The organism is Streptomyces sp. NPDC102437 (assembly GCF_044765565.1).
Taxonomy (GTDB): domain Bacteria; phylum Actinomycetota; class Actinomycetes; order Streptomycetales; family Streptomycetaceae; genus Streptomyces.
Map to the genome: position 1 here is coordinate 61,597 of NZ_JBIWKI010000023.1, position 14,242 is coordinate 75,838.

Annotated in this window: 11 protein-coding genes; 4 read left to right on the forward strand and 7 right to left on the reverse strand. The window is 71.2% G+C overall.

The features are described 5' to 3' along the window. Position 1: 1 nt before the first annotated feature. From ACIRJP_RS26935 to ACIRJP_RS26960, 6 genes are all read right to left on the reverse strand, one after another. On the reverse strand, positions 2 to 901 hold the full coding sequence (locus ACIRJP_RS26935; protein ID WP_404179146.1) for an ABC transporter substrate-binding protein: 900 nt from the start codon (positions 899 to 901) through the stop codon (positions 2 to 4). Beyond that, positions 902 to 1,654, reverse strand: a complete 753-nt coding sequence (locus ACIRJP_RS26940; RefSeq protein ID WP_404179148.1) for an ABC transporter ATP-binding protein — start codon at positions 1,652 to 1,654, stop codon at positions 902 to 904. After that, entirely contained in the window at positions 1,651 to 2,481 is an 831-nt protein-coding gene (locus tag ACIRJP_RS26945) for an ABC transporter permease (RefSeq protein WP_404179151.1), read from the reverse strand. Before ACIRJP_RS26945 ends, ACIRJP_RS26940 begins: the two co-directional genes overlap by 4 nt. Then, positions 2,478 to 3,494 (reverse strand): ABC transporter substrate-binding protein, encoded by a 1,017-nt coding sequence (locus ACIRJP_RS26950; protein WP_404179154.1) that lies wholly within the window; start codon positions 3,492 to 3,494, stop codon positions 2,478 to 2,480. Before ACIRJP_RS26950 ends, ACIRJP_RS26945 begins: the two co-directional genes overlap by 4 nt. Positions 3,495 to 3,515: 21 nt before the next feature. Beyond that, positions 3,516 to 4,523, reverse strand: coding sequence for an ABC transporter substrate-binding protein (locus ACIRJP_RS26955; RefSeq protein ID WP_404179157.1), 1,008 nt, complete (start codon positions 4,521 to 4,523; stop codon positions 3,516 to 3,518). A 148-nt stretch (positions 4,524 to 4,671) separates the two neighbouring features. After that, positions 4,672 to 4,782 carry a putative leader peptide gene (locus ACIRJP_RS26960; RefSeq protein ID WP_323185704.1) on the reverse strand — a complete coding sequence of 37 codons (111 nt, stop codon included), beginning with the start codon at positions 4,780 to 4,782 and terminating at the stop codon, positions 4,672 to 4,674. 195 nt (positions 4,783 to 4,977) lie between these two features. Here ACIRJP_RS26960 and ACIRJP_RS26965 point away from each other — a divergent pair, with 195 nt between their 5' ends. Together ACIRJP_RS26965 and ACIRJP_RS26970 are read left to right on the forward strand one after the other, a co-directional pair. Continuing rightward, on the forward strand, positions 4,978 to 5,760 hold the full coding sequence (locus ACIRJP_RS26965; RefSeq protein ID WP_404179160.1) for an IclR family transcriptional regulator: 783 nt from the start codon (positions 4,978 to 4,980) through the stop codon (positions 5,758 to 5,760). 96 nt (positions 5,761 to 5,856) lie between these two features. After that, a complete protein-coding gene (locus tag ACIRJP_RS26970; protein ID WP_404179163.1) occupies positions 5,857 to 8,133 on the forward strand; it encodes a DEAD/DEAH box helicase in 2,277 nt (758 codons plus the stop codon). Positions 8,134 to 8,215: 82 nt separating this feature from the next. Here the strand turns inward: ACIRJP_RS26970 and ACIRJP_RS26975 are convergent, their stop codons facing one another. Then, positions 8,216 to 9,313 carry a multicopper oxidase domain-containing protein gene (locus ACIRJP_RS26975; RefSeq protein WP_404179166.1) on the reverse strand — a complete coding sequence of 366 codons (1,098 nt, stop codon included), beginning with the start codon at positions 9,311 to 9,313 and terminating at the stop codon, positions 8,216 to 8,218. 194 nt (positions 9,314 to 9,507) lie between these two features. Between ACIRJP_RS26975 and ACIRJP_RS26980 the strand changes: the two genes are divergently transcribed. Both ACIRJP_RS26980 and ACIRJP_RS26985 read left to right on the forward strand, forming a co-directional pair. Beyond that, positions 9,508 to 12,000, forward strand: coding sequence for a ThuA domain-containing protein (locus ACIRJP_RS26980; protein WP_404179169.1), 2,493 nt, complete (start codon positions 9,508 to 9,510; stop codon positions 11,998 to 12,000). Next, positions 11,997 to 14,231: an OmpL47-type beta-barrel domain-containing protein gene (locus tag ACIRJP_RS26985; protein ID WP_404179172.1), complete on the forward strand. Its 2,235-nt coding sequence runs from the start codon at positions 11,997 to 11,999 to the stop codon at positions 14,229 to 14,231. Before ACIRJP_RS26980 ends, ACIRJP_RS26985 begins: the two co-directional genes overlap by 4 nt. Positions 14,232 to 14,242: the final 11 nt, after the last annotated feature.

Below are 14,242 nucleotides of genomic sequence, written 5' to 3' on the forward strand. Positions count from 1 at the left end.
GTCACACCGCCCGGTCCGCGCCGGTGCCGGAGCCCGCTCCGGCGAGGGCGTGGGCGACGGTGACCGGGCGGTCGATGAATCCGGTGCGGTGGAAGATGTCGGCCGCTTCCTGCTGCTCGGCGAGGAAGGCGTCGGTGACGGGCTCGATCTTCCACGGCAGGGCGCGCAGCGCGGTCTCCCAGTCGTCGGCGGATCCGCCGAGGTCCGCGGCGGCGATCTCGGCCGCCGCGCGGGGGTGCGCCGCCGCCCAGTCGTCGGCCCGCTGGAGAGCGCGGGTGAGCGCCTCGATGACCTCGGGGCGGCTCTCGGCCAGGTCCCGGCGGGCGAAGAAGACGGAACGGCCGGTGATGACGTCGCCGGTGCGGATCAGGGTGCGCAGCCCGCCGGTGCGGCGGGCTGCGGCGAGCTGGGCGCCCTGGGCCACCCAGGCGGCGATGGCGCCGGTGCGCAGCAGTTCCTCGCTGTCGTCGGTGCTGCGGACGGCGGTGATGTCGTCGGCGTAGGAGAGCCCGGCGTCGTCAAGCGCCTTGGCGAGGAGGTGGGTCTGCCAGGAGCCGATAGCGAGGTGGCCGGTGGTGCCCTTGAGGTCGGCGACCGTGCGCACGGGGCTGTCCTCGGGGACGAGGAGCGCACCGTGCTCGGGGCGCGGGGCGGAGACGGCGATGTAGACGAGGTCGTGGCCGGCGGCCTGGCCGGTGACCGGCGGAGTGGAGCCGGTGCCGCCGAAGTCGATGACGCCCCGGCTGAGGAGTTCGCCGGTGCGGACGCCGTTGGTGTACGGGTGGAAGACGACGCTCTCGCCGAGCGGGGCGAGCTCCTCCTGGGCGAGGCCCAGCCGGGAGAGGTGGTACAGGTGGTAGAGGGACGGGTTGCTGCTGTGCACACCGATGGTGATGGTCATTCAGATCACTCCGGCTTCGGTACGTTCGGTGGTTGAGGACTGCGTGGCCGTCTCGACGCCGAGGTCGTCGAGGAGCCGTCGGCGCAGGGCCGCGAAGGCGGGGTCGCCGGGGTCGCGCGGCCGGCCGACGGTGACCGGCTCGTCGGTGATCAGCCGGCCGTCGCGCAGTACGGCGACCCGGTCGGCGAGCCGTACCGCTTCGTCCACGTCGTGGGTGACGAGGAGGACGGCGGGCCGGTGCTTGCGGCACAGCTCCCCCACCAGGTCCTGCATCCTGAGCCGGGTCAGGGCGTCGAGTGCGGCGAACGGCTCGTCGAGCAGGAGCAGTTCGGGTTCGCGGACCAGGGCGCGGGCGAGCGCGACGCGCTGTGCCTCGCCGCCGGAAAGGGTGGCGGGCCAGGCGTCGGCGTGCCGTTCGAGCCCGACCTCGGCCAGGGCCCGCAGACCGTGTCCAAAGCTGCCGCGGGGCAGGGCCACCGTCACATTGGCGAGAACCTTCTTCGACGGTACGAGGCGGGGTTCCTGGAAGACGACGGTGCGGGCCTCGGGGACGAGGACCTCTCCCCCGTCAGCTCCGTCGAGTGCGCCGAGGATACGCAGCAGGGTCGTCTTGCCGCTGCCGCTCGCACCGAGCAGAGCGACGAACTCGCCCCGTGCGATGTCGAGTTCGAGTCCGTCGAGCACCGCGCGGTCGCAGAAGACGCGCCGCAGTTCCCGTACCCGTACGGCCGACTGAGGAGTGCGGTCGGTCATCGGGTGGCTCCCTGTGGGGTGCGCCAGGGCATCAGTACGCGTTCCAGCAGCCGTACGACGATGTCGGCGGTGAGTCCGAGCAGCCCGTAGACGAGGATGCAGACGGCGAGGATGTCGGTACGGGCGTAGCTCTGCGCCTGGGACATCAGATAGCCGATGCCTTCCGTGGCGTTGATCTCCTCGGCGGCGATCAGCGCGATGACGCTGAGGGTCATGGAGAGCCGCAGCCCGGCGAGCAGCGACGGCAGGGCTCCGGGGAGGACGACTTCGCGGACGAGGGCGATGCTGCCCATGCCGAAGCTGCGCATCGCCTCGATGAGTCTGGGGTCGGTGTTGCGCACCCCGCTCGATGTCGACACGTACATCGGGAAGGTGGTGGCGACGGCGATGAGGAGGATCTTCGCCGTCTCGTTGATCCCGAACCAGACCATGAACAGGGGCACCAGGGAGAGGAACGGGATGGTGCGCAGGGTCTGGATGGAGGAGTCGAGGAGTTCGTCGCCGAGGCGGGTGAATCCGGTGGTGATGCCGAGCACCAGCCCGGCGGCGAGCCCGATGAGGAGGCCGAGGCCGGAGCGCGTGAGGGAGGTGGTGAGCGCGTCGGGCAGCTGCCCGTTCCCCCACAACTCCCCCACAGCACTGATTACTTCGGCGGGCGAGGCGAGCACGTCGGGGGTGAGCACGCCGGTGGCGGATGCCGCCCACCACAGGGCGAGGAGGGCTATGGGGCCGAGTGTCCGGACGGTGGCGGAGTAGGTGCGGCTGCGGGCCCTGCGCCGCTGGGGGCGGGGCCGGACGAGGCCCGGGCGCAGGCCGGTGCCGCTCATTTCAGCTTCTCGATGTCGAGGAGGTGGGCGGCGACGTCGACCTTCTCCGTGGTGACCTTCTGCTCGGCGTAGAAGCCGGCGACGTCCTCGAAGCGCTCGATGTCCTCGGGTCCGATGGGGTCGACGGTGCCGCCCTCGCGGGTGAATCCGTTCTGGACCTCCTTCGCCTTGCCGGTGACGGCGGTCGGTCCGACGTCGGTGAAGACGTTGAGGTAAGCGGCCGGGTTCTGCTTCTCCTTGGCGCTGGCGTCGTGGAGGTACCGGTAGAGCGCCTTGACGATCTCGGGGTGCTGCTCGGCGAAGCCGGTGCGCACGGCGTCGAGGCTGTAGTTGTCGGAGCCGATCGCGGCGCCGTCGGCGACGAAGTGCGCCTTGCCGCTGCCGATCTCGGCCACGGCGTAGGTCGCCCAGACCGCCCAGGCGTCGACCTTGCCTGCGTTGAAGACGGCGGCCGTCTGGTCGGGGCGCAGATAGACGCGCTTGACCTTGCCGGCGGGGATACCGGCCTTGGCGAGGGCCTTCAGCAGCAGGTACTCGCCGGTGCCGCCCTGGTTGACGGCGACCTTCTTGCCGACCAGGTCGGCGACCGAGCCGATACCGGAACCGTTCTTGACGAGGATGCCCTCACCGGCGGCGTCGGGGTCCATCGCGGTGAAGAACTTGAAGCCCGGGCGCCGGGCGAGCGAGGTGATGCCGGAGGTGATGGAACCGGTGGCGACGTCGAGCTGGTCGGCGTTCATCGCCTGGGCGGCCGGGGCGAAGGGGCCGGCGCTGCCGGTCCAGCGCACCTCGGCGCCGGCCTCGGCGAGCGCCTTGTCGAGGCTGCCGTCCTTCTTGCCGAGGGCGAGCACACCGGAGTTGCCGGGATCGGGGATGCGGATGCCCACCGTGCCCTCGGTGCCGGAGCCGCCGCTGTCGGCCGCGGACGAGCCGCAGGCGGTGAGGGCGGTCAGGGCGGTGGCCGTGAGGAGCGCGGGGGCGACGGCGGTGCGCAGTGGTCGGGGGAGGTTCATGATGTCGGGGGTCCTCACAACTCAGGGACGGGCGGGGCGGGAGGCGGCCAGTTCGGCGGCGCGGCGCAGCGGCTCGGGGTCGGCCCAGGCCGTGATGTCGACGGGTTCGGGCAGGAAGCCGTGGGCGCGCAGTCCGGCCTCCTGCTCGGCGAGCAGGGTCAGGCGGTCCGGGAAGAGGTCGGGGTGGAGGGTGAGATGGGTGCCCGGCCGGTAGGCCCCGGCGACGCCCTCGGCGCCCGCGCCGGTCTCGGCGCCGAGGATCCGGGCGACCTCGGCGGGCTGTTCGGTGGCCCAGTCGGCGGCCCTGAGCAGGACGGCGAGGAAGCGGTCGACGAGGCCGGGGTGTTCGTCGAGGAGCTGCTGGTGGACCGTGATGGGGCGCGGGGTGCCGTTGTTGGTCCGGAACCGGCGGTCGGCCAGCTCGTCGAGTTCGACGGCGACCTCCGCGCCCTCCCGCCGGGCAGCCTCGACGGCCAGCGCGCCCTTCACGTACACGGCGTCGACGTCGCCGCGCCGCAGCGCCGCCAGCTCGGCGGCCCACTGGCCCCGGTGTGCGGCGGCGGGTACGTCGGCGAACGTGGCGTCGTCCGGGCCGAGTCCGGCCGCCGCGAGCGCGCCCTCGAAGCCGCGCAGGGCCATGGCCCGCCAGAAGTCGATCGCGATGTCGTGCACGGGTACGGCGAGCCGCAGTCCGCGCAGCGCCTCGACGCCCCGGATCCCGGAGCCGGGACGGACCAGTACGGTCTGCCGCTCCTCGATCCAGGTGAGGCCGATCAGCCGGGTCCGCTCCCCGCGGGAACGGGCCCACAGTGCGGGCACGTTGCCGCCTTCGCGGAACAGGCCCGGCAGGGCGTGGGTGAAGTGGGCGGCCGGGTCGGCACCGGGCGCGGCGTCCTGGAGGGACCGCACCCTGATGCCGTCGGGGGCGAACTCTTCGGTGAGCCACCGGCGGTCGGCGGCGATGCCGGTCGCGGTGGGGACGGGACAGCGGGTGAACCAGAGCGTCCGGGGCGGGACGGCATGCGTCATGGGGTCTTCCCGAGGGGTCGGCGAAGCGGCGGGTGGCATGGCCCGTACGCCGGGAAGCGGACACCGGGTACGGCCGAAGGCCCCGGCAGCGCCGGGGCGCGGCAAAGGAGAGAGGGGATCGCGCAGGAGAAACGCGAAGGGGAAGGGGTCAGCGACAGGCTGCGCTGGCGACCCGCGCCAGGTCGATGTGACGGCGCAGCGTCAGGGCGAGGAGGACCGGAGCGGCGTGGGCGGGAGTCGCGGTTCGGCGACCGGCCATGGCACTGCTCCCTCCTGCTCGTCGGTGATGACGTGTCGCACACTGCCACGCGCCGAGGCAGTCCCACAACTTGCTTCCCATGATGTGGGATTCGGTGTGAACACAGTGTTTCACCACCCGGATCTCCGGACCTCCAACTCCCGTAATGTGGCAACCACATGCCCCTCAGCCCCCACGAGCGGAGAGTGAACCGATATGCCCGAGGCCGCGGCAGTGCGCGCTCCCGGCGGCGCGCAGGCCGTGCAGCGCGCCCTGGACGTACTGCACTGCTTCCACGACAACGGCCCCGACCTCAGCGCCTCCGACCTCGCCCGCCGCCTCGGGCTCTCCTCCTCCACGGCGCACCGCCTGGCCCGCACCCTGCTCGGCGCGGGCTTCCTGGAACAGGACGTCCGTACGTCCCGCTACCGGCTGGGCCCCGCCGTGACCGAGCTGGGCAGGCTCTCGTACCACCAGCGCGGTCTGCATCTGGCCGCCCCCGAGCTGACCGATCTCGCCGAACGCACCGGCGCCACCGCCGACCTGGCGCTGCGCAGCGGCCCCCATGCGGTGATCGTGGCGGGCGGTTCGGTGACGCCGAAGGTGGGGCTTCGCAGACCGCTGCACTCCACGGCGCTCGGCAAGGTCCTGCTGGCCTGGGCGCGACCGGGCGAGGGCGGGCCGTCCTCACTGCCGCCGCTGCCGGCGTTCACCGACCGGACGATCGTCGAACCGGCCGCGCTGGAGGCCGAGTTGGCGAAGGTTCGGTCCGACGCCTACGCGCTCAACGACGGCGAGTCGGCCCCCGGGGTGCGGACCCTGGCGGTCCCGGTCCTGGACGGCACCGGTCATGCCCGCTTCGCCCTGGCGGTCCGGGCCACCCCGTCGGCCATAACGGACGAGCGCACCGACTGGTTCCTGGCGCAGGCCCGCTCCTGCGCACTGGCCCTGGAGGTCCTGCTGCTCTCCCCGGCCGAGCGCCGCCCGCCCACGCCCTGACCGGCCTGGGCTGTCGGTGCCGCGTGGCACGATAGGAACCGTCCGGGCAGGTGCCGGGCGGGACGGCAGCCGGGCTGCGCGGACAGAGGGACGTACATGACACAGGCCGGAGCGACGGAGGGCGGGGCGCCCACGGGAAGGGCCGCCCGGGAGCTGCTGACCCGGGCCGAGCGGCTGCTGGAGTCCGCGCGCACCGTGCTGGCCGATCACACCCGCGCCGTCGAAGCCGTGCACACCGCGCTGAAGCCGCTGCTGGACTCCCTCGTCAGCCGGGAGCTCGCCGCCATCCCTGCCGCCAGGCTCAAGGACGTCACGGAGGGCAGGCTGCGGCTCGGCGCGGTCGAGCAGGCCGGTTTCACCACCGTCGGCCAGGTCCACGAGGCCAACCGCTACGAGCTGCGCCAGATCCCCGGGGTCGGCGCGCAGACCGCCGATCAGGTGCTGGCCGCAGCCGGGCAGATCGCCCACGCGGTGCGGGACACGGTCGCGGTCCGGATAGACGTGGACGCCCCGGACGACGCCACGACCGCGCTGGTCGTCGCACTGCACCGGCTGGTGGAGGCCGGTCCCGACGTCCGGCGGGCGGTTGCCGCGGCGGACCGGCTGGCCGGGCGCCTGGAGCCCCTGCTGGCCGCCGCGGGACCGGCGCGGGGACGGCTGCGCATGGTGTTCGCCGGGCGGCAGGCCCGCTCCCGGGCGCTGGAGGCCGTCGCCGAGGTGCTGACCGCCGTCGCCGAGGCGGACGAGCGCGAGCTGCCCCTGCTGTTCGGGCAGGTCTGCGTCGACCTGCTGCGGGGCGCGGAGTCGGACGTGGCGGCCTGGGTGGATTTCGAACTGCGGTCCGCCGAGTACTACAGCCTGCTCGCCGAGATGTCCGGCGCCGGGCCGGACCGGGACGCGGCCGAGGGGTTCCTGCCGTCCGGGATGGCGGACCGGGTGCGCGGTCTGCGGCTGGACGACGCCCATCTGCGGGTCTCGCTGCGCGGCTACCAGTCGTTCGGCGCGCGGTTCGCGCTCGCGCAGAAGCGGGTCATCCTCGGTGACGAGATGGGGCTCGGCAAGACCGTGCAGGCCATCGCCGCGCTCGCGCACCTGTCGGCGCGGGGCGAGACACACTTCCTGGTGGTCTGCCCGGCCAGCGTGCTGATCAACTGGGCGCGCGAGATCCGCGCCCGCTCCACTCTGCGCACCCTTCCGGTGCACGGCCCCGAGCGGCAGTCCGTTTTCGACGAATGGCGGCGCGGCGGCGGGGTCGCCCTCACCACGTTCGACGCCCTGCACACCCTCCCGGCCGCCACGGACTGCGGCACCCGGCCCGGCATGCTGGTGGTCGACGAGGCCCACTACGTCAAGAACCCCGCCACCCGCCGGTCCCAGGCCGTCTCCGGATGGACGCGGCACACCGAACGGGTGCTGTTCCTGACCGGTACGCCCATGGAGAACCGCGTCGAGGAGTTCCGCAGCCTGGTCCGTCACCTCCAGCCGGAGCTGGCCCCCTCGATACACACCACCCATGGAGCCGCCGGTTCGCTCGCCTTCCGCAGGGCCGTCGCCCCGGCCTATCTGCGGCGCAACCAGGTGGATGTGCTGACCGAACTCCCGGCGCTGGTGCAGGTCGACGAGTGGGAGGAGTTCAGCCCCGGTGATCTCGATGCCTACCGCGAGGCGGTGGGCGCCGGGCACTTCATGCGGATGCGCCGGGCGGCGTACGCCCGGCCCGCCACTTCCGCGAAGCTGAACCGGCTCCGCGAACTGGTGGCCGAGGCCGCGGACAACGGCCTGAAGGTCGTGGTGTTCTCCTACTTCCGCGAAGTGCTGCACACGGTCGGACAGGCCCTGGATGCGCCCGTGTTCGGCCCGTTGTCGGGGAGCCTGCCGGCCGACCGCCGCCAGCGGCTGATCGACGACTTCGCCGCCGTGGACGGTCATGCCGTACTGCTAAGCCAGATCCAGGCGGGCGGAGTCGGACTGAACATGCAGTCGGCCTCGGTCGTCATCATCTGCGAACCGCAGATCAAGCCGACGATGGAGCACCAGGCGGTGGCCCGCGCCCACCGGATGGGGCAGATACGGACCGTCCAGGTGCACCGGCTCCTCGCGGCCGACAGCGTCGACGAACGGATGCTGGACATCCTGGCCCGCAAGGAGCGGCTGTTCGACCTGTACGCACGGCGCAGCGACGTCGCCGAGACGACGCCGGACGCCGTGGACGTGTCGGACGGGGCGCTGGCCCGGCGCATCGTCGAGGAGGAGCAACTGCGCCTTGCGACGGGAACGACCGGATCGGCCGGACCGCCCGCGACCGCCGCGGCCGAGAAGACGGCCGTGGCAGCCGAGGCGGACGGAACGACGCGGGAAGTGCCGGAGGGCTGACGCCGTCAGGACGGGGGTACGCCCCGACGGTGCCGGGCCCCGCGGACGGGTCGGGCCAGAAGCCCCGCGCCGCCGGGCCGGGTCAGGAGCCGTGCGCCGCCGGATCGTGCGCGGCCGCGCCCTTCGGCGATTCCTTTGCCGTGCTCTTCGGCGGGTTTTTTACCGCGTCCTTCTGCGCGCTCCCGGACCCGGCCTTGTCCGGCGCCACCTCGCCATGGGTCGTCATGTGGTGCGGTTCGTACCCCGGCACGGTGCCGTCCGGCTTGGCGACCAGCAGCAGTCCGGCCATGCCCATGTCGGAGTGGCTCTGCACATGGCAGTGGTACATCCAGGCGCCCGCGCCCACGCGTTCGCCCGCGATGATCTGGAAGCCGAAGGAGTCCGCCGGGCCGACGATCTTCGTGTCGATGACCCGGCTCGGGTCGTCGGGGCCGGTGAGCAGCCCGGTCCGGTTGTCCGCCCAGCGATGACCGTGGATGTGGAACGTGTGGTAGTACTCGCCGTGCGTGATCATGACGACTTCGAGCCGGTCCCCCACCGTGGCCTCGAAGTTCGGGCTCTCGTGGGCGGGCTTGTTGTTGATCGTCATGTCGTTGAAGACGATCGTGATCGTCCTGTCCGGCAGGATGTCGCCCTGGCGCCGGACGATCAGCGGACCGTAGAGGCCCTTCCGGATACCACCGGTGCCGTGGTCCGTGCCCACGACATGGTCGTGGTAGTGCCAGTAGCCCGCGCTGCCCGGCTGCCAGGTGCCGTCCTTGCGCCGGCCCGGGGCATGGGTGCGCCAGGTGTAGGTCCGGGTACCGCCCGGTTCGACGATGCTCCTGTTCATCCGGGTGCCGTCGCTCGCGATGTCGTAGTCGACCCCGTGCGCGTGGAGGCTGGCCGCCGTATCCGTCGTGTTCTCGAACTCGATGTGCAGGGTGTCGCCCTCGTTGATCTCGATGAGCGGCCCCGGCACCGACGCCTTCCCCTTCTCCAGGCCGTACCCCAACTGACCGTCCGCCAGCTTCTGTGCGTACAGCTTGAGATGGCGGACCACACCGCCCGCCGGGGCGGTCCCCACCGCGGGTTCCGCCGAGCTGGCCTCGATCGCACCGAGGGACAACGATGTCAGGCCGGTCGCCGCCGCCACTCCGCCGCCGACCAGCATCCGCCGGTTGAAGCTCCTTCTGTCCATGCCGAACTCCCCACCCATCCAAGGAATTTGGAGCGCCGACTCGCCCCGGACGGCCCACACCGTAGCCGGAGGACCTCCGTTTATCCACAGCCAGGACAAAGTTCGTGCAATTGCCGCCATAGCTATTGGCGGACCGCGAAAAGAGGTCTAGCTTCATGCGCTGTTGCAGTGACCAAAGAGGGGTGGGTGACCACATGCAGCGCGCACCACATCACAGGTCCAGATCGCGACGCGGACTCGCGGCGGGCCTCGCGGCCGGCGCACTGACCGCTTCCCTGCTCGGCGCCAACGCGGCCGAGGCCAGGCCCTATCCGGAGCCGCCCGGCTCCCTGGCGACAACGTTGTCCCTGCCGTCGCCGCCGGGCGGCGCCGACGTCAAGGTGCTGGTGTTCCACGCCTCGGCCACCGAGGAGTCCCCGACGGTCGACGCAGGGATCGCGGCGATCGAGAAGATCGGCCTGAGCGGACCGGAATCCGGCCGGTTCAAGACCGTCGCCACGGACGACGCCGCGGTCTTCACCAACGGCAAGAGGCTCGGCAAGTTCAACGCCGTGGTCTTCCTGACCGGCGGCGGCGACGTTCTCGACCCGGAGCAGGAGGCCGGCCTGGAGGCGTACATGGAGGCCGGCGGCGGCTTCCTCGGCATCCACGACGCCGCACGCACCGAACCGTACTCGGACTGGTTCACCGGACTGGTCGGTGCCCGCCCGGCGGCGGACAGCCCGGCCGCCGTGCAGCGCGCCACGGTCGAGATCGGCGACCGGCAGCATCCGGCGACCAAGAACCTCCCGCTTGAGTGGAAGCGTCCCGACAAGTGGCTGAACTGGACGAAGAACCCGTCCGGCTCGGTGCACACGGTGGCCCGGGTCCGCGAGATCACGTACAAGCCGGGCGCGAGTGCCAACGGCTGGGACCACCCGGTCTCCTGGTGCCGCGACTACGACGGCGGCCGGTCCTTCTACACGGCGATGGGCGGGACGGCCGACAGCTTCGCGGAGACCGACTTCCGCGACCACCTGCGCGGCGCGCTGGACTGGACGACCCGGATCTCGCAGGCCGACTGCAAGGCGACAATCGACTCCAACTACAAGGCCGAGCGCGTCACCCAGCCCAACCAGCCGGGGCGGAACGACCAGATCGGCGAGCCGCACGGCCTGGTCACCGCCCCCGACGGACGCGTGCTGTACATCGGGCGCGGCGGCGCCGACAGCAGCAGGCCGGTCGTCACCGACTGGAACGACCCCGACGTCGGCAAGGGCCTCGGGCAGATCCACGTCTACGACCCGAAGACCAAGAAGGTCACCCTCGCCGGTGAGTTGACGATCTTCGGCAACAAGGGCGGCGGCGACGAGCTGATCAAGGTCGAGGAGGGGCTGCTCGGCATCGAGCTGGACCCGGACTTCGCGAAGAACGGCTGGGTGTATCTGCACTACACCCCGCACTCGAAGCTGGACCGCGACAAGCAGATGGCGGTACGTCAGGTCTCCCGCTTCACCATGGACCCGGCCACGAACAAGCTGGACCTGTCCTCGGAGAAGGTGCTGCTGAACTGGCCCGTCCAGGTCCACAGCTGCTGCCACGCGGGCGGTGGGATGGCCTGGGACTCCAAGGGCAATCTGTACATCGCGACCGGTGACAACAACTCCTCCGGCTTCACCGACGGTTACTCCGGGAACAACCCGCAGCCGAACTACAAGGGCGTGTCGTTCGCCGACGCCCGCCGCACCGCGGGCAACACGAACAACCTCAACGGGAAGATCCTGCGGATCCACCCGGAGGACGACGGCACCTACACGCTGCCCGAGGGCAATCTCTTCACCGGCAAGGAGCCCGACGAGGGCGGTGGCAAGACCCGCGGCGAGATCTATGTGATGGGCGTACGCAACCCGGCCCGGATCTCCGTCGACAAGTCGACGGACACCCTGTACGCGGGCTGGGTCGGCCCCGACGCGGGCTCGCCCTCCACCACCTGGGGCCCGGCCAAGTACGACACGTTCGCCGCGATCACCAAGGCGGGCAACCACGGCTGGCCGTACTGCATGGGCAACAAGCAGCCCTACCGGGACCGCAATCTGCCCGACCCCACCAAGCCGCTCGGCTGGTACGACTGCGACCACCCGAAGAACGAGTCGCCGAACAACGACGGCCTGGTCAACCTGCCGCCGGTCACCTCCAACACCATCTGGTACTCGCCGCAGGGCGGTGGCGTGGACTACCCGCGCGACGCCAACGGCATCCCGAGCTACAAGGCCGAGGAGCAGAAGCAGCTGCTGCCGTGGCTCAAGGGCGGCGGCCAGGCCACGATGAACGGCCCGGTCTACCGGTACGACGCGGCGAGCACCAGCGCCGACAAGTGGCCCTCGTACTGGGACGGCAAGTGGTTCGTCGGTGACTTCTACGACGACACCCAGCCCCGGCACGCCGTGCTCACCGACCCGAAGACGGTCGGCAAGGGCGGTCTTCCCACCCACGCCGAGTCCCTGCGGAAGATCATCCCGGTCGGGGCGGACGGCGTCCGCAACCTGATGGACTGGAAGTTCGCCCCGGACGGTTCGCTGTACGTCCTGGACTACGGGCGCGGCTTCTTCACCTCCGACTCCAAGTCCGCGCTGTGGCGTGTGAGGTACAAGGGCGGCGGTCCGACCCCGGCCGCCGGTGATCTGGCCAGGAAGGCGGCAACTCAGTGAGACATCGTCCGGTCCTCTCACGAAGGCGGTACCGCCCGGCCCGGTTGTGGCTCGCGCTGCTGGGTTCGTTCCTGATGGTGCTGGGACTGACCTCGACAGCGGCGTACGGCCGTACGACTGCTTCCGCCGACGCGGCGGCCGACCAGGTCCTCACCTGGACCGCGGGCGACCCCATCGACCACTATCTGTCCGCCCCGAAGACCGCGGTGGCCGGCAAGGCGACCATCGTCTTCGAGAACAGCGCGGCGACCGGCAACACCACCGGGATGCCGCACACCCTCACGTTCAGCGTGTCGGACCCGGAGTTCAACAACGACGTCACTCTGAACATCCTGGCCAACCCGGGCGACGACCAGGGCGGCAGGCACACCGCCGAGGTCACGCTCACGCCCGGCCGGTACTTCTACCACTGCACCATGCCGGGGCACGAGTCGATGCAGGGCATCCTCACCGTGACCGACGGCGGTGGCGGCGAGGACACCACCGCGCCCGGGACCTCGGCGAAGGTGGACGGCGACAAGAACGCCGACGGCGCGTACATCGGTCAGGCGACGGTCACCGTCTCGGCGACCGACGACGGCTCCGGCGTGGACACCGTCGAGTACGCGGTCGGGGCGGACGGCGCCTGGCAGCCGTACACCGCGCCGGTCGTGGTGACCGAGGTCGGTACGCACACCATCCGCTACCGGGCCACCGACAAGGCGGGCAACACGGCAGCGGCGAAATCGGTCGACTTCGCGGTCGCCGCACCGCCGACGGACGACAGCACGCCGCCGGAGACCTCGGCGACCGTGTCCGGCGAGAAGGACGACCAGGGGCGCTACCTGGGCATGGCGACGGTCACCGTGGCCGCCTCCGACACCGGGTCCGGCGTCAACACCATCGAGTACGCCCTCGGGGCGGACGGCGCCTGGCAGCCGTACACCGCGCCCGTGATGGTGCACGAGACCGGTACGCACACGGTCCGCTACCGGGCCACCGACCGGGCGGGCAACACGGCGGCCGAGAAGTCGGCCGACTTCACCGTCGTCGCACCACCGACGCAGGACAAGACCCCGCCGGAGACCTCCGCGAAGGTCGAGGGCGCCAAGAACTCCGACAACGCCTACATCACCAGCGCCAAGGTGACCATCACCGCGACCGACGCCGAATCGGGCGTGGACAAGGTCGAGTACTCGCTCGACGGCGGCCCGTACCTCGCGTACACCACCACCGTCATCGTCGACCGCGTCGGCTATCACACCGTCGCCCACCGGGCCACGGACAAGGCCGGCAACACCTCCGCGGCGAAGCAGGTGTCGTTCACCGTCGCGGAGAGCGGCGGCGTACCGGCGCCGAACTGCCCGGAGTTCGACGAGCGGCTGACCGTCATCGTCGGCACGGTCGACACCGGGGTCCCCAACCGCATCACGGGCAACCGCTGCACCATCAACGAGCTGATCGAGGACGAGAAGGACTGGTCGTCGCACGCGCTGTTCCTCAAGCACGTCGACGGTGTCCTCGACAAGCTGCTCGCCGCCGGTGTGATCGACGCCCGTGAGCACAAGAAGATCTACCGGGCGGCCAAGCAGTCGGGGATCGGCATGCCGGGACAGGACGAGGGCTACAAGAAGCTCTTCGACGGCACGGCGGAGTCCTTCGCCAAGTGGCAGCAGGTCGGCGGCGGGAAGTTCGGGCTGAACCCGGACGGCACGATCACCAGCTCCACCGCCGTCGACGGCATGGGCATGCTCTGGTTCCCGGGCCGGCAGTACGGCGACTTCTCGCTCAAGCTCCAGTGGCGCGACGACGCCCCGGGCGCCGGCAACGCCAACAGCGGTGTGTTCGTCCGCTTCCCGAACGTCCACGACAACCCGGAGGAGCCCAATCCGGAGTGGGTCGCCATCAAGTACGGCCATGAGGTGCAGATCCTCGACCGGCCGGACGGCGACATGTACAAGACCGGCTCGGTCTACGGCTTCGACCGGGTCGGTCTGGCCGGCGCCGGGGTCACTCCCAAGGGCACCTGGAACGACTACGAGATCCGGGTGGTGGACCAGCACTACTCGGTCTACCGCAACGGTGTCCTGCTGAACGAGTTCGACAACAACGGCGGTCAGGTCTTCGAGCCGCCGCGCGGCGACGACCCGGGCACCGACGGCCGGCGGTACGCCTCCGGCTACATCGGACTCCAGGTCCACAGCACCACGGACGTGGTCTCGTACCGCGACATCCGTATCAAGGAGCTGTAGCCGGGACCCGG

What these genes read in the sequence shown, in the direction of transcription:
- ACIRJP_RS26935 (WP_404179146.1), bottom strand. Translation starts at nt 901, where the DNA reads ATGACCATCACCATCGGTGTGCACAGCAGCAACCCGTCCCTCTACCAC.
- ACIRJP_RS26940 (WP_404179148.1), bottom strand. Translation starts at nt 1,654, where the DNA reads ATGACCGACCGCACTCCTCAGTCGGCCGTACGGGTACGGGAACTGCGG.
- ACIRJP_RS26945 (WP_404179151.1), bottom strand. Translation starts at nt 2,481, where the DNA reads ATGAGCGGCACCGGCCTGCGCCCGGGCCTCGTCCGGCCCCGCCCCCAG.
- ACIRJP_RS26950 (WP_404179154.1), bottom strand. Translation starts at nt 3,494, where the DNA reads ATGAACCTCCCCCGACCACTGCGCACCGCCGTCGCCCCCGCGCTCCTC.
- ACIRJP_RS26955 (WP_404179157.1), bottom strand. Translation starts at nt 4,523, where the DNA reads ATGACGCATGCCGTCCCGCCCCGGACGCTCTGGTTCACCCGCTGTCCC.
- ACIRJP_RS26960 (WP_323185704.1), bottom strand. Translation starts at nt 4,782, where the DNA reads ATGGCCGGTCGCCGAACCGCGACTCCCGCCCACGCCGCTCCGGTCCTC.
- ACIRJP_RS26965 (WP_404179160.1), top strand. Translation starts at nt 4,978, where the DNA reads ATGCCCGAGGCCGCGGCAGTGCGCGCTCCCGGCGGCGCGCAGGCCGTG.
- ACIRJP_RS26970 (WP_404179163.1), top strand. Translation starts at nt 5,857, where the DNA reads ATGACACAGGCCGGAGCGACGGAGGGCGGGGCGCCCACGGGAAGGGCC.
- ACIRJP_RS26975 (WP_404179166.1), bottom strand. Translation starts at nt 9,313, where the DNA reads ATGGACAGAAGGAGCTTCAACCGGCGGATGCTGGTCGGCGGCGGAGTG.
- ACIRJP_RS26980 (WP_404179169.1), top strand. Translation starts at nt 9,508, where the DNA reads ATGCAGCGCGCACCACATCACAGGTCCAGATCGCGACGCGGACTCGCG.